Origin of the sequence: Pseudolactococcus hodotermopsidis (assembly GCF_011170085.1) — a bacterium.
In the GTDB taxonomy this organism is placed as follows: domain Bacteria; phylum Bacillota; class Bacilli; order Lactobacillales; family Streptococcaceae; genus Pseudolactococcus; species Pseudolactococcus hodotermopsidis.
Genome location: NZ_BLLI01000051.1, coordinates 1 through 17,134 on the forward strand (window position 1 = coordinate 1; position 17,134 = coordinate 17,134).

Below are 17,134 nucleotides of genomic sequence, written 5' to 3' on the forward strand. Positions count from 1 at the left end.
GTCTTAAGAAGACTGCTCATAGATTCAAAGGTTGGACGTTTAAAATGACTATCGCTGAGTTTCGTGAGGGATTCATAGTTCATGACTATAGTATAACAAATTTTTTTATTTTTGGGAGAAGTCTATTTTTAACATTTAAAATATCAGATAAATTTGATGAACTCATTTCTTTTCGTTGTGGTTCAAGATAATCTGCTATCTGTTTTAAAATTAGTTGCTTACTTTCAAGATTTCCTTGATTACTAAACCAATTATATTCCAAAATTTTCAATGCCACATTTTCATCAGTTTCAGACACAATTTGTGCAACAGCTGTTGCTGAGATATTTTTCTCAACAATAATTTGTGTGCCATCTGAACGAGTTAGAAGTTCGTGATTTGATAATTCAAGAAAATGTGTGATATTTTCTGAAACTATGTTTAAGTTTTTCTTTAAATTTCCAGATAGACAATCAGAACGATCAGAACGATCAATAAAATATTTTATGTAATTTATCAAGAACTCAGATTCTAAAAAAGTAATTCCACATCAGTAATATCAAAATTGACTCTCATTTCAATCAATTCAACAAAATAAGCTCCTAAATTAAGTTGACCTAGTCTGATGTTTCTCGGATAGTCTCTAAAAAATTTGTTTAGTTGATCATTAAGAGTTGTATTCCTAGTTGTATAGTTTTCATACCTAAATTTTTCTTCAAAAATCAAATAGCTCAATTGTCTCAATTCAAACTCAGGGTCAAACCCCATTTCATTTGCCAAATCAAAAATATTTTTCCTCATTCAACACCCTCACCCAAACTGCTCACTCAACCGCGCATCCCCAAGATAAAACCCACGAATATCATTAATCCCATAGCGCAGCATCGCAATTCGTTCTTGCCCAAGTCCAAAAGCAAAGCCAGAATATTTAGTTGAGTCAATGCCAGACATTTCAAGAACATTTGGATGAACCATGCCAGAGCCTAAAATTTCAATCCAGCCCGTCCATTTACAAACGTTACAGCCCGTACCACCGCACTTAAAGCAAGAAATATCAGCCTCGACACTTGGCTCAGTAAAAGGAAAATAGCTCGGACGCAGACGAATCTTGCGCTCAGCGCCAAACATCTTCTTGACCAAGGTGTCAAGCGTGCCTTTGAGATCGCTCATGGCGATGTTTTCGTCAATAACAAGCCCCTCAATCTGATGAAATTGATGACTATGGGTCGCATCATCTGTGTCACGGCGGTAAACACGCCCCGGCGAAATCATCTTGAGCGGTCCTTTGGTAAAGTCGTGCGCATCCATGGTACGCGCTTGCACAGGACTGGTGTGCGTGCGCAATAAAATTTCAGGCGTGATGTAAAAAGTATCTTGCATATCACGCGCAGGATGGTCTTTTGGCAAATTCATGCGCTCAAAGTTATAAAAATCCGTCTCAACCTCGTAACCGTCAACGATTTGGTAACCCATACCGAGAAAAATATCCTCGATTTCCTCTGTCGTTTGCGTGAGGATATGGCGATTACCTTTGGCGACTTTTTTCCCTGGCAATGTCACGTCAAGCGTCTCATTTGCCAGTTTTTCAGCAATGACAGCAGCTACAAGCTCTGTCTTTTTAATCTCCAAAAGCCCAGTGATTTCGTCACGAAAGTCATTAGCTAGCGCGCCAATTTTCGGACGTTCGTCATTTGACAAGTCTTTCATGCCTTTCAAAATCTCAGTAAGCTGTCCTTTTTTCCCAAGAACCGACACACGAAAGTCATTCAAGGCTTTCTCATCTGTAATTTTTTCTAACTGATTAAGCGCAGTTGTGCGTAATGCTGTAATTTTTTCTTGTAAACTCATATTTTCCTTTCTTCGTTCAACACATGTTGCAATTGCTTTTTCGTCAAACGTAAAAATACCACAATTTTCTCTCCACACAAAAGGAGCGAAAACCGCGGTACCATCCTAATTCGCAGATAAATCTGCCTTAATTATTTATTATTTAACTTTAATCGAAGTGAACTTCACAAACTTGCCACTAAATGGCTCTCAGTCATAACCATTCTCCCTGTTAGTTTATCAATTTGCTACTCTTTTCAATCTTTACTATACTAAATTTTTAGCTGTCTGTCAAGTGGGCATTAACAGACAACAAGCGTGTCTGTCCGCTACCTGTCATGCGGATTCTGACGGTAAACCAATCGTATTCGGGAACTAGAAAGGTCAGGGTTTTACTGGTCGCCTCAGAAAATATCACTTTCTTGCCATCCTTTTCAAATAGCAAATCCAGATATGGGAGTAAACCGTCATCTATGCTTTCAAGCTCAAATGTGACTTCTTGACCATTGGGCAGACCAAAAAAATCGCTCCCTTTCTTCTCAATGATGATAAAGCCGTCCTTAATCATACCGTGTTGAAAAAGGATACCTGGGGTTTCATCGTATCTGACAACGGCGGCATCTAGCATAAAAAAGCGCTCTCTACGACCAAACGGCTGTGTCCAATTTTTCATCATGGCTTACGCTCCAAACTGCGCCTGATAGGCTTCACGCGTTGCTGGTGTGCCTTTTTTCTTGCGTAAAATGTTCATCAAACTCGTATAACTATTGCGGTCAATAGCGCCAACAAGCTCCTCTTCTTTGACCAAAACAACTTCGTAACCACCATTTTTGCTAACTTTTTGATCTGAAATGACGAGCATTCCCTCATGATAAGCACGATAAATGTTGTTCATCATCTGAGCCCCACGATTGACATCAAGATAAAAGTCATGTTTTGCAAGCAATTCAGGAATATCATCGCCATTAATTCGCTCAAGCAGATTGATATTGTCATGCGCATTTGAAAAATTACGGAGCTTGTCAGAAACCTCACTTGGTGCCGCAATTGTCCATGTTTTGCCACGTTTGGCAAGGGCTTCAGCTAGCTTATCCTCGTGCAAAATTTGATCCGAGAAAGTAATCGTCAAAGCGCCTTGCGTGAAATCATTATCACGACGAAATTCTTCGATAGCGCCCAGATAATCAAGCGGAATCTTAGCTGGCTCTTCTTGGATCAGTGTCTCAACTTTCTTGAGTTGCTTAATATTTTCAAATAAAATTCGTTTCGTCGGTGTCCGACCTGCCAAAACACCGACCATGTTCCCTGGAATTTCATCTTTGATAAATTCTTGGAAATACAAGGTCGCACGTTGTGGCAAACGATTTGAGACAAATAATGGCGTTGCCAAATTATTATAAATCACTTCGTCAAAGTCGAAACCAAGTTTTTCTTTGACAATCGTTTCAATAAAATACAGGACAAATTCTGTTAGATTGTTGAAAGATTGCGTCATGCCATTCTTTTTAAGCAGAATGTTTTTTGACGACAAATCAAAATCAATAACAGGCTTACTTCCTTGGTAATAAACAACTTTCGAGTCTTTTCCATCCTTGTCAACAATCACATCGGCATATTTTTCGCCTTGAATATTATAACGTTCAACGGCAACTTTTTTGCCTATGCGATTGTACCAGACGACTTCCTTAACCAAGCGATTCGTATTTGGCTGATAGAAAATATGACCAACAACATTGTCGCCTTGGAGAATTTCTGATTTGCCACCGTCAACATTTCTAGCTTCGTAAAAAGGAGGTAGTGGTATTTGGTTAAAATAACGGTGCTTTTCTGGCTTTTGATAATACCCCATAAAATAGGCAAAAGGATTGAGAATATCAGGCGCTAAAAAGCCGTCATACTGGATATTAACATGAACAAATGGTATTTCAGCCTTAGTCAAACTTGATTTAAAGCGTTCTGTATTCTCACGATTATAATCTGTTAGCACAAGTTTCATAGCTCACCTCCATTTTCAGCCAAGGCTACGGTATCATAAAGCGCGCGCCACTTAGCTTGTACGACCTCATTTGTGTAACCCGCCGCTTTTTCGCTTGAGTAGGCAATGTTAGCTTGATAATCAAGCGTGTTGACTTGCTTGACAATTGCCGCCGCGATTTCCTTGACTTGCGTTTTCGGATCATTTTTTTCAACCAAAATGCCGTTGACACCTGTTTTGACAAACTCCGTATTACCATAGTTGACCTTAAGACCAACAATTGGCAACATTTCAGCAATCGCTTCAAGAATAGTCAAGCCAAAGCCCTCAGAACCTGAAGCCGTCAGATAACCACCAAACTGCGGATAAATTTCAGCTAGATTTTTATGACCCTCAAGAATAATATAGTCATCTGCCTTATATTTTTTTATCAAATCAGCCAAATCTTTGCGGAATTTCCCCTCGCCATAGATATGAAATTCAAGTTCAGGTACGCTCTCCTTAGCTTTGACAACAGCCTTAATTGAAATATCAATGTGTTTTTCAAATGCCAAACGGCTAGCCGTCATGAACTTGTATTTATTCTTCTCAACATTAGCACCATCAGAAATATGTGAAATCGCCCCAACAGGAATCGTCAGCACATCAACATCAGGATGTCCCATTAACGCCATTTGCTTGCGCAAAATTTCTTCTTGCTTATAAGTCGAGACGATAAAATGATCAATCCATTGCGCATTAACAAAAGGATATTCGTAGAAATTATTCCACCCCACCCAATCATCTGTCGTGCGTGCCTCATTGTAATGCTCCGCGTGAATCACGACACAAGTTTTCGCCTTTCCTTTATTAAGATAAAGCGCATCACCGATGTCCTTGTTTCGATCAACAAGAATCAAATCTTCTGCCGTGAAATTCAGGCGTTTAAAAAATTCTTGGTAAAAGGCATTGCGACCTTGTAAAACAAGCGTGTCAATCATCGTCAAGGTAATTTCGCCATTTTCATAAAATTGACGCATGCTCAAATTACCCGCTTCATCGTAAAAATGACGTGCTGAAACTGCTACACCTGTGTAAAAATCAGTTGCCGTCAAACGGTCAGAATAGCGACCAACTTCCATCAGTTTGCCATTAAAAATCGTATCAATGCGATCAACCATGCCATTATCAGGCAAAAGCCAAACTTTATACTGCGTTTTATCATATTGAAATAAAACAAAACGCGACGTTTCTTCCGTTTTTTCAAAACTTTCAGGAATCGTTTCAACAAACTCGTCCACCGTATAAGTTGAGCGATGATTTTTTTGTCCCGCCATAAATTTGTAAGCATTAAGCACATCATCAATGTCAAAGCCCATGCGATCCGTAAAAACCGTGATATTTGTCGCCAAATAATCACAAAACACGAAAAATTGGCGCTCAGGAAACGCCTTGACTAACTCATAGCGATACTTCTGTGCATATTCGATACCGCTTGAGGCGCGGCCAATACCTTTATTGATATGATAAATCGTCATTTTAAAATCGTTCTCCATCGTTCTGCCGTCTTTTGGGTTGACAAAAATTGTTGTTTGGCTTCTAAATTGTCTGCTAAGCGACTGTAAAATCCTAAGTTTGCGACCGCTTCTTTGGCGACCATAGCAAGTTGATTAAATGCGACAACTTTACCAGTTTCATCAGAAACATAGGTCTTGGCTGGCTCATTTTCCTTGAGTGACAAAATTGGTATTTGTGCTGAAAGCGCAAGTGCAATATTATGCGACACCATGTCATTTTCCATCAAGTCAATATAAAGCATGGACTCAGCTATTTTACGTTTGATGAAACTCGGATTGGGATTGGCATAAAATTCAACCTTCTCCAACTGCTCTTTCCCTCGCCAATTAATATGTGCAACCATGGCATCACGACTTCTGCGGCCATTAACTTGCAAAATTATTCTAAGCTCAGGCTGATAATCAAAAATTTCTTTGATCACGTCAGCAATTTTTTCGTAATTTAACAACTGGCTACCCGCACCAAGATTGATATAAATTTGGCGATTATCCGCAGTGAAATTTCGATGAATCAAATCAGTTGGGATGAAATTATTCCAAACAAACTGACTTTCAGAACGCTCGCCATAAGTATTGATTGCGTTATTTAGATTAAACTCATCATTAAAAACAACCGTTTCATAATGATCAAAGAGAATGTCAAGCGACTTTACAAATGGCTCTAACATTAATAAAATCACACCTTGTGGCTTATACCAAGATTCACGAATCGCATCACGTAGCTGATTTGAAGCAACAAAAAATTTATCAGTGGCTGATTTTCGAGCAACTAATTGTTCAAATGCCCAACGCAAAAACTTGCTTTCATTTTCAAAAATAAGGTTATCAGGCACATAAGTCACTTGCGAAATCGCACCCCAACGCCCAACTTTCAAAAGTTCAAAAATAGGTTGCCCCGCCGTATCTAGCATTTCAGCCTTGATTGTGTCGGGTGCAAATGGCGTTTCACGACTCATAAGAAAACCGCCATCATCATAGATTTCTTTTTGGGTCAGCTGATTATCCTTGTTAAAATACTGAACATCGCTGACCGCCTCTCCGTCACGAATGCCGATTGTGATTTTTTCGCCCGCTACATTAACATAGCGATGAGGCGTTTCACGTGTATAACCGCCTGGCAAGGTCAAATCTGAAACTTTGAGAACCTTATCAGCAAACTCTCTTCGACCAGTGAAAAGATCATAGATAGACCAGACTGTCCCAAAAGTCATGCCATGCGCACGTGCTGCAGCATTTTTCATGACAACAATATGCGGTGTGATAACTTGCGCATTCAAAACTGGCTGCGTACCAAGCACCGTCGGATTGTGGTTAAACATGCCAAAATCGCTAAAAATCAAATTCATAACTTTCCCTCGACTGTTGTTTCAACCGCCTTTTCTGCTAAACTATCTGTTTTGCCGAGTTTCAGCACTCGAACCGCCTCCAAGCAGGCACGTTTGGCAAAGTAACCTGTCCGAATGGCTTGTGACCAAGGTTTGACAGCTTCTAATTTCGCCTGATACTCTTCAAGTGTCATCTCCGCTAAAACCTTGTCAATGTCATTGAGATCATCTAGGACAATGCCCAGATTTTTAGACTTGACAAGCTCGGCATGCGCCATTTGTGAGCCGATAACGACTGGAATGCCCGCTGCCAGATATTGCGACAATTTCAAGGGATTATTGTACTCGCCATATTTTTGCATCCCTTTGAAATTAACTGGTTTAGCATATTGGACAACACCAAAACCACCGTCAAATCGAAAAGGAACATCATCTGAAGGCATTGTACCCAAAAAAGTAATCGCATCATTTTTCTTGTCAAGACCACTAGCATTGCCAATCATGTCAAATGGGGTCTGCGCTGTATAATTTAGTACCATATTTTGATTGATACGTGAGCCAATAAAATACAACTTTTTCATGACTTTTTTCTCACGCAAGGGACCCTTGTAAAGTGAATCTGAGAGATCCATTGACAAGATAGGCGACTTGACACCCCCTTCATTTCGCATACGACCTGCCATTTTCCGATTGGCAGCAATGACCAAATCAAAGTCGTTCAGACTTCTCAAGGAATAATCACCTGTATAATCACGTTCACGATCATCCTTGACCCAAGACATCACATCCCAAACCATTGCCGCAATTTTAACCTCAGGTATCAAGCGCAATTTTTGAATAAAAATCTGTTCAAAACGATTGTCAGACTGCCACATTGGCCACTGCACAATGACAACATCCTTAGGTTTAACACCCGACAAGAGTGTCGTTACCCGAATCCCAATTTCCTCATCTGATGCCTCACGCAAGGCATAAGTGAAATAATTTATCTCCTTAAAACCGACTGCTACGGCGCTTTCAGCTGCTTGTCGATTGGCAACAAAACCACTTGCAGATGTGTTTTTGTTGTCAGAACCATTAATTTTCGTAATCCAATTTGCCATATTTTTCTCAATCTATTTTCCAAAAACTAAATTTTCCAACGACCACGATTTGGCCGCACTAAGCCTTTATCCGCATAAACCGACGCATCTTTTGGAATACGATCAGCACTGGTATCGGTGTCAATTTCCCATGGATAAAGCCCATCTTCGTTTTTCTCATACATTTCTTCGATAAGTTGTTCGTCCATCTCTTTTGTCCGAGATTTCGCCCGTTTATGTGATTTATAGAGATAGCTATAAAAAGAGTACATCATAATAATCCCGAACATACCACGAATCTTACGAATCGGCTTACCGTCAGTTATCCAGCCATAAATAGCGCCCCAAATACTTTGTAAAAACTGTAAAATATTATCTAACATCTCAAAATCCTAACTGTGGTCTCCCCTCAACTAAATCAAAGAAGTCGAGTCCCTCTAATTGTTGTAATAACTTGCCAGTGAAAAAACCAGTCCGCATCAGCTCGCCAAAATAGCTCACATTTTTGAGAAATTCAGCATAATTTTCTTCGTCAATTTGCGCAATTTTTTCATCAATTTCAGAAATTTGCGAAATCGCAAAACCTAATTTATTTTCAACAATAAACTCAGCATAGGCAAAATCGTCATAAACGATAACTGGCATTCCCGCTGATAAAAACAAAGACAACTTATCATGAAAACTCATTGCCGCATAGTCATCCGTTTTGCGACTATCGCGTTCCAAAAAGCCAAAGCCGCCTTCCAAATAAGTCGAAACAACTGACAAATTAGGATTGGCACCAAATTTAACTGAATCAGATTTTGACAATTCCGAATGATTAGGTCCTAAAACTTTAAGCATAGTCGTATTTGACCAACTCAGAAACTTAGGTTTCATGCCAATATCACCAAAATAGACGACTTGGCGTAAAAATTTCTTAGGTCTGATAGGGTAATCTTGCACATAATCAGCAAATGAACTGACAAAAATCAGCTTTTCATAACCCAATTCTTGCAATTTTTCTCTCATTTTTTCAGTATGCGCGATTAAAAAATCATAACGAAACAGAATTTCCAAAGGAAAATCAGCTTCAAATCGCTCATTTGACAAGGCTGGTAATTGCTGAATGTAGGCACCCATTGTTACGCCTTTATACGAAGCTTCTCGTTGAAACATGTCCTCATAGCGCTTAGAGTTCCAAGTCGGATATTGATGAATCAACAAGTCACCATGCTTGAGACCTGCAATAATTCCCCAAATACGACGTTGTAACTCCTCGTCTGATTCCTGTGCATCATTGAACCGAAAAATCGCTAGACGACGGAACTTAGCTGCCTTTGCAAAATGCGCAAAATCTTCTTGCGCTTTTCTATAATCTGCCCGCGGCACTCTGCCAACGGTTTGTGTGACCCATTTCATAAATTAGTACCTCAGGACGTTGATGTCGCCCGTATTTTCAGTGAACGGATATGCCGCAATTTCGCTCATAACACGCTTGGTAAAATAACCTGAACGCAACAATTTAGCGAATTTCTTGGTATTTTTTGCCATTTGCTTATATTGCGCCTCAGAAATTCCAGCGATTTTATCATCGACTTGAGAAATATCATCAATCACAAAGCCCAGCTTATGCTTGACAATAAAGTCAACCGACGGCATATAAGACTCGACGATAACTGGCAAACCTGCTGCCAGATAGCTTGATAACTTATGTGGCCCATTAAAACCTGCATAGCGCGCCGACCAGTTATCCTCCTCAGGAATATCTTGGTAATAAACCAAGCCAAACCCCCCCGTAAACTCGCGTGGTAACTCATCAGCTGGCACAGAACCTTTGTAAATGATATTGCGACCTGTCATATTTTCTTCGATAAAATTTTCAGGATTATTGCCATACATCAGCAACTTAGTCTCATTGTCCCACGATAAGAGCGCCTTTGCCTTGCGCGGATTGCCCGCCGTGTAAACCTGTTTCTCGAAAATCATATCGTTAATCGGCATTGTACTGGCATAATCAAAAAAGATATTTTCAAAAATCGGCTTATCGTAGCCACGTTTGCGAAATTCATCAGCCATACGTTTGGTATGAACAATCAGAAAATCAAAATTCATCATGTGATCTTCTGGAAAAGTTGAATTCCATTTTGATGGCCCATTGACCCAGTTTGGAATATCATGCACCATAGCACCACAAATCGCACCCCAAGCACGCATTTTCTGTAAGAAACGTTTCTCAAAACGAATTGAGTTCCAAGTCGGATATTGGTGGACAATCATATCGCCACGCTCAATTCGACCTAAAATACCATCAATTCTGCTAGACATCTCGCGGTCGGTTTCCTTGCTGTCATTATAACGGTGGATTGGGATATTTTCAAAGCCAACTTCTTCGGCAAAATCGGCGAAATCGCGGTCAGCCTTTTCAACTGTTCCAGCCATGCCATAAATTCTCGTGATATATTTTTTCATAGATAAAGTTTTTCTGCTAATTGATATTTAAGATTGCCTAGTTCTTGCGCTGTTTTAGGAAAATCAGCTGAAACAGTCGGTGTCATCTGACCATCTTCGACAAAATTGTGCCAACCTGTTTCAAGTTTTGTCAAACTGGCATGCTTCACATCATAATATGCGCCACCAGTATTGATAAATGTGCCTTTAAAGCCATTAGCTGCGGCAATCATGTGAAAATGAAAACGTGTTGTAAACCAGATTGAATCGGCTGCATTTGGAAAACCTTGCCAAATTAAATCTTTTGCACTTGTAAAAACAATCGGATTGTCCGTGTAATTTTTAATTGCATTGACAAGCCAACCATCATCAGGCGAAATTGACTCAACAACATTAATTGGCGTTGTAGCATCAAAATCATCACGCGTTTTCAAATAATCAAAAATCTTGACCAAAGTCGCTTCAATTGCTTCTGGATTTTGCAAATGACGTTGTAATAAAATATTGATTTTAGGCTTATCAGCCGTATATTTAATGCCTTGACCATTAGCAAGTATCGTATCTGAAAAGGCAAGAAACATATCATCAAAGCCAAACATAGCATTTGGCAAAACAGCTGCTGTTTCTTCATCGCGAACTTCAAAGAAATCAAATTGCGGAATAATAACATCGTTTAGTTTCTCGACAAATTGCTCCGTAATGGGTGTCAAGCCCAAACCAGTCGCAAATAATTTCATCTTAGGCTTGTGCTTTTTAGCCGCTACCGCAATCAGAAAAAGTTTAAATTGCCCACGGAAAGAACGCGCAATGCCATTGATATAGCCACCGCCGACAAAGTGAATACTTTCAGCTGCAAGCAATAAATCAATGCCAAAATCCATTTTCGGCAATTTATATGTCAAATACTTGTCAATCAAATCATCCGCATGATTAAAATCAACGCCTTTAGCATTGAGTCGCTCGACTAATTGGAACATCGTGTCAACAAAATGAACATTTTTGTATTCAAATCCCCAAAAAGTCGCAGCTAAATTTGGGCGCAACGTATCAACGATAATCGTTTTATCGGGATATTTAGTCGTCAAAAAATCTAGCCAAAGCTTAGGAATCAGCTCATCACCATAATTTGGCGCACCTGAATGTGCCACGACATAAATTATTTCATGATTATCAATCATTTAGAAAGCTCCTTATAATAGTTGTCAAAAATCTTAGTTAAGACAGGATTAATTGGTTTTGCTGCAGCTATTGGCTCTGTCAAAATTGACACTATCGACGCGACCGCATTTTTTATCGTCGAACCGTTGCGAATTTCTTCACCGATTGTCCGCATATTATCAACCATTTGATTATAATCATCAGCTGAAATATTGGCAAGCGCCTCATCAACTTGATTCAAATCTTTTAAAGCAAGACCGATTTTATGAGCCAAAACAAAGTCAGAAATGGCAGAATCTGCCCAAACAATTAAAGGTAGCTCATGCGCCAAATAATTTGAAACTTTCAAAGGCATATTGTAGGCAGTATAGCGCGATTTTTTTTGATAATTAGGGTCATTTGTGCCGTCCCAAACCAAGCCAAAGCCTTTAAAATCAGAGACTGGTAATTCTTCTGGCGCAACCTTACCACGATATTCCAAATTCCCTTTGAACGGTTCTTCTTGCCCTTCAGCCCATTTCGGTAGCGGACCGTAAAGAATCATATGCGTTTGCGCTTTGTAATCAATGGCAAACCAAGCTTTACCGAGATTGCCCGTGTAGAGTGTTTCCCACGGCGCAATTTTTTCAGCAACTTTGTGGTCAATCTCAGCAATTTCTGAATCAGTCAAACGATAGCCAAATGGCCCTTGAATCACTGACGGTACGGTCAAACCTTTTTCAACCATAACACTTTGCATTTTTTTGCCGTGTAAAATAACACCATCTGTCCGATTTAGAAGTTTAATTTCTTGATTATTTTCTTCCAATTCATAAGTCAACGTGTAAGCATCATGCACCAAAACAACGATTTTGACGCCTTTTTTCTCAAGTTCTTCTACAATGATTTGTTCCTTGGCAAGCGACAAGCCGTAGTAAGACGGATATTGATAAAAGACCACATCATCAGGTGTCAAATCAGCAAAGAGCCGTTCAGCTCCACCTGCACCAACACGATTTGGAATATCCAAATTTTTCATGCCAAGCTCACCGAAAAACTGAGCATAATCCGCTGTTACCTTACCAATAGCATTAAATTTCGCTTCTTGCGAAACTGGATTTTGCGTAAAATATTGCATTAAAGTTCATCCTTTATCTTTTGTATATGTCCCATAATAAACGCATTTTGCTCGCGAACTCTGCCCGCATGAAAACCGTCATATTTATCAATGATTAAGCTCTTAGCCTGTGGCCTGACAACTTGCTCGTAAAACGCAACATTCCGATCAAGCTCATCATCGTTCATCATGAACAAATAAAAATTTGTCTTTGAAATATCATGTTGTCGAACTGCATTAGGCAGTAAGCTATCCAATTTTTCATCATCAGCCTTGTCTAATCGTCCGAGCAAATACTCACGCGCATCAATCATAGCGCCATCCATTTTGTAAATCAGCCAAGTATCTGACGTGATTTTCCCAACATTGACCAAAGTTTTACAGGAAATAACATGTCCTGCCTCCATTGTCACACCGTAATAGCTGGCAGAAAATGACCCCATTGACCAACCTGCAAAAATCAAATCATTTCTGCTCAAGCCGTTTTCAGCTAATTTTTCGTCAATAATTGCTTTGAGCGACTTTTCATAGCGCTCATCAAGATTTCGGCCGAGCTGAAAAACACCACCACGACTGCGAACATCTGCAAAAAGCAAGACTGGAAAGCCAAATTTTGCCATACTCATCCGCTCATATTGGGGCACTTCATTGAGCGCACCTGAAAAACCAACTATCAACTTACGCTGATCTTTTCCAGGAATATAATAACTATCAATTCGCTCGCCATTTTCGGCAGTCCATTTTTCATCTCCTGCAAAAAAGCGCCCTAAACCATACTTATATTTATAAGTCCAAACCTTGCCAATTTTTGCCTTACCCTGACCTGAAACAAAAATTGCAACATCAAGCCCCGCAGTTTCTGCCAATTTTTCAAATAAAACTGACTTTTCTCTCACATCAAAAACTTCTTTTCTGAGAATATTTTCAGACTTATCATACTGTGTAAACACGTAAGTTATCGTCATGCTGTCATCTAACTCACAGTCAAATTCCAGCCAATATTTTCCCGCCTTATCAAAGCGCCGATAAGGGCGCACCAAGGCTTTGAACATCCAATTTTTTATCGCAGGCTCAAAAGTCGTCAGCAACTCTTTGGCATCAGCTTGATGTTCAAAAAACAGTTCATAGCGCCCATGCCGCTCAATCACACCTGTAAATTCATCAGATAAGATCGCTGCCTCATCAGGCGCTAAATTCCAACCTTGCGTAAACAAAAGTTCATCAAATATCCAGTCCAACTCCTCGATAAAATTAGCTTGCTCCCAAATCTCAGTCAGGTCAAAATGTCCCCATTTTTGCAGAAGTTCCGTTTGCTCAACAGTCGCATAACCATAGACAATCCAACGACTCCTGACCGCATCAACCAAGTTTGAGACTTCCGCCAAAGTTACTGTTCGACAATCCAAAATCAGATAGTCAGCACCCTGTGGTTGCGCTAAAAAATCTGTCAGAGTCATATGTGTCGCTTTTTCAAATTGCTGGGTATTAAGTTCTATATAGTTCATAAGCGCCCCATTTTTACATATTCTAACTCTATTATATCATATTTTTTCTAGCATATGAAAAATTCGCCTCTCGGCGAACTTATTTGTTATTTATTTTTCTTTATGATTGAAAATGAGGTTCAGGATAATGGCAACGAGTGTTGCCATGACAATCCCATTATTCAAAAACATTTCAACAGTATCGGGAAGCGCTTGAAAAAGCGTTGTGCCATTGAAACCGACACCTGCTGCAACTGCAACTGCAGCAATCAAAAGATTGTGTTCATTTTCAAAATTCACACCACCAAGCATGCGAATCCCTTGAATCGTCACCATGCCAAACATAACCAGCATGGCACCACCCAAAACGGGCGCTGGGATAATTTGCGCACAAGCACCAAATTTTGGTAAAAGACCAAGAATGACAAGGAATCCCGCTGTGTAAAAAATCGGACGACGCGTTTTAATGCCTGACAATTGAACCAGACCAACATTTTGTGAAAAGCCTGTATAAGGGAAAGTGTTGAAAATCCCCCCTAATGCAACTGCCAACCCTTCAGCACGGTAACCATTTCTCAAACGTGTTTCAGAGATGTCATCACCAGTGATATCTGCAAGCGCTAGGTAAACGCCTGTGGACTCCACCATTGACACCAAGGAAATAATCGTCATCATGAGAATGGACGAGAAGTCAAAAATCGGTTTGCCGAAGAAAAATGGCGTCGGAATATGGATAATCGGTGCGTCAGCAATCGGCGAAAAGTCAACCACACCCATGCAAGCCGCGATAATCGTCCCCACAATAAGACCAATCAAAATCGCAATTGAGCGAATAAAACCAGTCGTCAACCCATGAATCAAGATGATAATCAGAATTGTAATCCCCGCCAAAATCACACTCTCAATTTTCGGCTCAGGCAGATTATCCCCCATATTGCCAATCGCAACAGGAATCAAAGTCAGCCCAATCGTCGTAATCACACTACCTGTGACAAGTGGCGGGAAAAATTTGCGAATTTTAGAAAAAACACCCGAAATCAACACAACAATCAGCCCCGATACAATAATTGAGCCAAAAATCGCCCCAGAACCAAGTTTCGCCCCGATAATTGACAAAGGTGCGACCGACTGAAATGCCACGCCGAGAACGACTGGCAAACCAATCCCAAAATATTTGTTAAGTTGCAATTGTAAAAATGTTGCGACACCACACATGAAAATATCGGTTGAAATCAAATAAGTCAACTGTGTTGGCGTATAGTTGAGCGCACTCGCAATCATGATAGGCACAAGAATCGAGCCTGAATACATGGCGAGCAGATGTTGTAAGCCAAGTACCGCCGACTTGGAATGCTTCACTTCTTCATGTTGCGTTGTCATTATAAATCTGCCTCCGTAAAGATGACGTGTCCGTCCTCAAATCCTGCAATCCGCGCCAAGCTCAGCACGGGAATGCCTGTTTCTTCAACCAAGCCGCGCCCAGTCTGGAATGATTTTTCAATCACAATACCGACACCTACGATTTCAGCACCCGCCTCTTTGATAATTTTAATCAAGCCAAGCGCCGCTTGCCCATTTGCCAAAAAATCGTCAACAATCAAAACTTTATCAGTTTCGTTCAAAAATTTGCGAGAAATTTGGACAGTTGACGTGATTTTTTTGGTAAATGAATAAACCTCAGCCGTGAGCAATTCTTCGTTCATGGTCACATTTTTAGCTTTTTTTGCAAAAATCATTGGCACACCGAGTTCCTCGGCGGCATAGGCAGCAGGCACATTACCACTCGCTTCGATTGTAACAACTTTAGTAATGCCAGCCTCAGCAAATTTTTGGGCGAAAGTTCTACCAATTTCACGCATCAATTTAGGATCAACTTGATGTGTCAAAAAACTATCAACCTTGAGAATATCCTCCCCCAAAACACGACCATCTTGCTTGATTCTTGAGATTAGTTCTTCCATGTTCTCTCTTTCTGAAATTAAAAAGTCTCCCTGCGAATTAAGAAAACGCAAAGAGACCTAGGCTCCTTGCTTATTGTTTGGCATTACGGTGCCAAGTAGAAACGCTCGACCGATTACGAGCATAAATAAGCTGTTATTTATATACTCGTTTAACTACAGGCACGGGCGTTTCATAAATTTAATTTTTCTGGAATATACATGTAAGTTGTCGATTTAATTTTTAGTTAATCTATTTTAAAAGTTATTTTCGTAGAAATATTTCGAAATACCAAAGTTATTGATTATATTTTGAAATATTTTTGAAAAAACAAGTGACTTTTTCATGGATTTTCCGTTAAAAAACAACTCTTCGTAAAAGATTCTGAAAATTATGTTTTAGATTAAACTTATGAAACGCCCGTGAACTACAGGGCATCTCTAAAAACTCAGATTCGCCCATTTTTGCACCTGCGGTTACTCGGTGCATGAAAAAATTGCTAAAAATGAACAAAAGCAGTTTTTAGAGATGCCCTACAAAAAGTTTTAGGCTTTTCTGGTTAAACGAGTATGATATTCTTTCAAAATGCCATCGACACTTCATGCCACAAATAGGAATCGAACCTACGACCTTCACCTTACCGAGGTGCTGCTCTACCAACTGAGCTACTGCGGCGTATTTTTAATTGTATTTCTGTTAAAACTTTTGTTTGCGTTGCTTTTGTTTGAAAGAGCAGCGAATGTAGAAATTTTTCGAGTTTCTCTATCGTTCAAGATACATTTTTACAAAATTTGTTGCCAAAAATAAAAAATTGTGACTTTCACACAATCTTTATATGCCGACTATAGGAATCGAACCTACGACCTATGCGTTACGAGTGCATTGCTCTACCAACTGAGCTAAGTCGGCAACAGTAATCTTTCAATATTATTCTCTCTGTAATATTTTTTGCTATTTATTACGATAAAAGTAATAGTAGTAAAAATTTTGAGAGTTTCTTGAAAAACACTACTTCTCTATTTTACCAAAAATTTTTAGTTTGACAAGATATTTTGCTTAAAAATATTAAAATAGCTTTTTTATATTATTTTATAAACTAGACTTCTCCCAAAAATAAAAAAATTTGTTATACTATAGTCATGAACTATGAATCCCTTACGAAACTCAGCGATAGTCATTTTAAACGTCCAACCTTTGAATCTATGAGCAGTCTTCTTAAGACCGCTTATCATGAAAAACATAACCGTCGAGGTCGTCACAGTAAATTATCAGTTGAAGATATGC

At 39.6% G+C, this 17,134-nt stretch carries 16 protein-coding genes, 2 tRNA genes and 1 riboswitch; all 18 genes read right to left on the minus strand.

Translation table 11 applies throughout. The annotated features are described in order from the left end of the window. Positions 1-85: 85 nt before the first annotated feature. Positions 86-499 (minus strand): hypothetical protein, encoded by a 414-nt coding sequence (locus tag Hs30E_RS08010; RefSeq protein WP_172209440.1) that lies wholly within the window; start codon positions 497-499, stop codon positions 86-88. Positions 500-510: 11 nt separating this feature from the next. Beyond that, positions 511-759, minus strand: a complete 249-nt coding sequence (locus Hs30E_RS08015) for a hypothetical protein (protein WP_172209441.1) — start codon at positions 757-759, stop codon at positions 511-513. Positions 760-789: 30 nt separating this feature from the next. After that, positions 790-1,827, minus strand: coding sequence for a phenylalanine--tRNA ligase subunit alpha (pheS, locus tag Hs30E_RS08020; protein ID WP_172209442.1), 1,038 nt, complete (start codon positions 1,825-1,827; stop codon positions 790-792). A gap of 259 nt (positions 1,828-2,086) precedes the next feature. After that, positions 2,087-2,479: a hypothetical protein gene (locus tag Hs30E_RS08025; RefSeq protein WP_172209443.1), complete on the minus strand. Its 393-nt coding sequence runs from the start codon at positions 2,477-2,479 to the stop codon at positions 2,087-2,089. A 6-nt stretch (positions 2,480-2,485) separates the two neighbouring features. Beyond that, positions 2,486-3,802 (minus strand): hypothetical protein, encoded by a 1,317-nt coding sequence (locus tag Hs30E_RS08030; protein ID WP_172209444.1) that lies wholly within the window; start codon positions 3,800-3,802, stop codon positions 2,486-2,488. Then, a complete protein-coding gene (locus Hs30E_RS08035) occupies positions 3,799-5,298 on the minus strand; it encodes a glycosyltransferase (RefSeq protein ID WP_172209445.1) in 1,500 nt (499 codons plus the stop codon). The genes Hs30E_RS08030 and Hs30E_RS08035 overlap by 4 nt, the downstream gene beginning before the upstream one ends. Then, a complete protein-coding gene (locus Hs30E_RS08040) occupies positions 5,295-6,683 on the minus strand; it encodes a hypothetical protein (protein ID WP_172209446.1) in 1,389 nt (462 codons plus the stop codon). The genes Hs30E_RS08035 and Hs30E_RS08040 overlap by 4 nt, the downstream gene beginning before the upstream one ends. Continuing rightward, a complete protein-coding gene (locus Hs30E_RS08045) occupies positions 6,680-7,765 on the minus strand; it encodes a glycosyltransferase (protein WP_172209447.1) in 1,086 nt (361 codons plus the stop codon). Before Hs30E_RS08045 ends, Hs30E_RS08040 begins: the two co-directional genes overlap by 4 nt. Positions 7,766-7,791: 26 nt before the next feature. Next, entirely contained in the window at positions 7,792-8,127 is a 336-nt protein-coding gene (locus tag Hs30E_RS08050) for a hypothetical protein (RefSeq protein ID WP_172209439.1), read from the minus strand. A gap of 1 nt (position 8,128) precedes the next feature. Then, positions 8,129-9,145: a glycosyltransferase gene (locus tag Hs30E_RS08055; RefSeq protein WP_172209448.1), complete on the minus strand. Its 1,017-nt coding sequence runs from the start codon at positions 9,143-9,145 to the stop codon at positions 8,129-8,131. 3 nt (positions 9,146-9,148) lie between these two features. After that, positions 9,149-10,195: a sugar transferase gene (locus Hs30E_RS08060; RefSeq protein ID WP_172209449.1), complete on the minus strand. Its 1,047-nt coding sequence runs from the start codon at positions 10,193-10,195 to the stop codon at positions 9,149-9,151. After that, complete coding sequence (locus tag Hs30E_RS08065; protein ID WP_172209450.1) at positions 10,192-11,352, minus strand: polysaccharide pyruvyl transferase family protein; 1,161 nt, start codon at positions 11,350-11,352, stop codon at positions 10,192-10,194. The genes Hs30E_RS08060 and Hs30E_RS08065 overlap by 4 nt, the downstream gene beginning before the upstream one ends. Continuing rightward, entirely contained in the window at positions 11,349-12,449 is a 1,101-nt protein-coding gene (locus tag Hs30E_RS08070) for a glycosyltransferase (protein WP_172209451.1), read from the minus strand. The genes Hs30E_RS08065 and Hs30E_RS08070 overlap by 4 nt, the downstream gene beginning before the upstream one ends. Next, positions 12,449-13,933 (minus strand): accessory Sec system protein Asp2, encoded by a 1,485-nt coding sequence (locus Hs30E_RS08075; RefSeq protein ID WP_172209452.1) that lies wholly within the window; start codon positions 13,931-13,933, stop codon positions 12,449-12,451. Before Hs30E_RS08075 ends, Hs30E_RS08070 begins: the two co-directional genes overlap by 1 nt. A gap of 90 nt (positions 13,934-14,023) precedes the next feature. Next, a complete protein-coding gene (locus Hs30E_RS08080; protein WP_172209453.1) occupies positions 14,024-15,292 on the minus strand; it encodes a nucleobase:cation symporter-2 family protein in 1,269 nt (422 codons plus the stop codon). Continuing rightward, on the minus strand, positions 15,292-15,873 hold the full coding sequence (locus Hs30E_RS08085) for a xanthine phosphoribosyltransferase (protein ID WP_172209454.1): 582 nt from the start codon (positions 15,871-15,873) through the stop codon (positions 15,292-15,294). Before Hs30E_RS08085 ends, Hs30E_RS08080 begins: the two co-directional genes overlap by 1 nt. A gap of 53 nt (positions 15,874-15,926) precedes the next feature. Beyond that, positions 15,927-16,022: riboswitch (purine riboswitch) on the minus strand. A 430-nt stretch (positions 16,023-16,452) separates the two neighbouring features. After that, positions 16,453-16,525: transfer RNA gene (locus Hs30E_RS08090), tRNA-Thr, on the minus strand. A 161-nt stretch (positions 16,526-16,686) separates the two neighbouring features. Beyond that, a tRNA-Thr gene (locus Hs30E_RS08095) sits at positions 16,687-16,759 on the minus strand. Between the last annotated feature and the right edge of the window lie 375 nt (positions 16,760-17,134).

Excerpts from the sequence above, each read along its gene's own strand:
- Hs30E_RS08065 (WP_172209450.1), bottom strand. The coding sequence starts at position 11,352 with ATGATTGATAATCATGAAATAATTTATGTCGTGGCACATTCAGGTGCG.
- Hs30E_RS08080 (WP_172209453.1), bottom strand. The coding sequence starts at position 15,292 with ATGACAACGCAACATGAAGAAGTGAAGCATTCCAAGTCGGCGGTACTT.
- Hs30E_RS08055 (WP_172209448.1), bottom strand. The coding sequence starts at position 9,145 with ATGAAATGGGTCACACAAACCGTTGGCAGAGTGCCGCGGGCAGATTAT.
- Hs30E_RS08035 (WP_172209445.1), bottom strand. The coding sequence starts at position 5,298 with ATGACGATTTATCATATCAATAAAGGTATTGGCCGCGCCTCAAGCGGT.
- pheS (WP_172209442.1), bottom strand. The coding sequence starts at position 1,827 with ATGAGTTTACAAGAAAAAATTACAGCATTACGCACAACTGCGCTTAAT.
- Hs30E_RS08030 (WP_172209444.1), bottom strand. The coding sequence starts at position 3,802 with ATGAAACTTGTGCTAACAGATTATAATCGTGAGAATACAGAACGCTTT.
- Hs30E_RS08045 (WP_172209447.1), bottom strand. The coding sequence starts at position 7,765 with ATGGCAAATTGGATTACGAAAATTAATGGTTCTGACAACAAAAACACA.
- Hs30E_RS08040 (WP_172209446.1), bottom strand. The coding sequence starts at position 6,683 with ATGAATTTGATTTTTAGCGATTTTGGCATGTTTAACCACAATCCGACG.
- Hs30E_RS08075 (WP_172209452.1), bottom strand. The coding sequence starts at position 13,933 with ATGAACTATATAGAACTTAATACCCAGCAATTTGAAAAAGCGACACAT.
- Hs30E_RS08060 (WP_172209449.1), bottom strand. The coding sequence starts at position 10,195 with ATGAAAAAATATATCACGAGAATTTATGGCATGGCTGGAACAGTTGAA.
- Hs30E_RS08025 (WP_172209443.1), bottom strand. The coding sequence starts at position 2,479 with ATGAAAAATTGGACACAGCCGTTTGGTCGTAGAGAGCGCTTTTTTATG.
- Hs30E_RS08050 (WP_172209439.1), bottom strand. The coding sequence starts at position 8,127 with ATGTTAGATAATATTTTACAGTTTTTACAAAGTATTTGGGGCGCTATT.
- Hs30E_RS08070 (WP_172209451.1), bottom strand. The coding sequence starts at position 12,449 with ATGCAATATTTTACGCAAAATCCAGTTTCGCAAGAAGCGAAATTTAAT.
- Hs30E_RS08085 (WP_172209454.1), bottom strand. The coding sequence starts at position 15,873 with ATGGAAGAACTAATCTCAAGAATCAAGCAAGATGGTCGTGTTTTGGGG.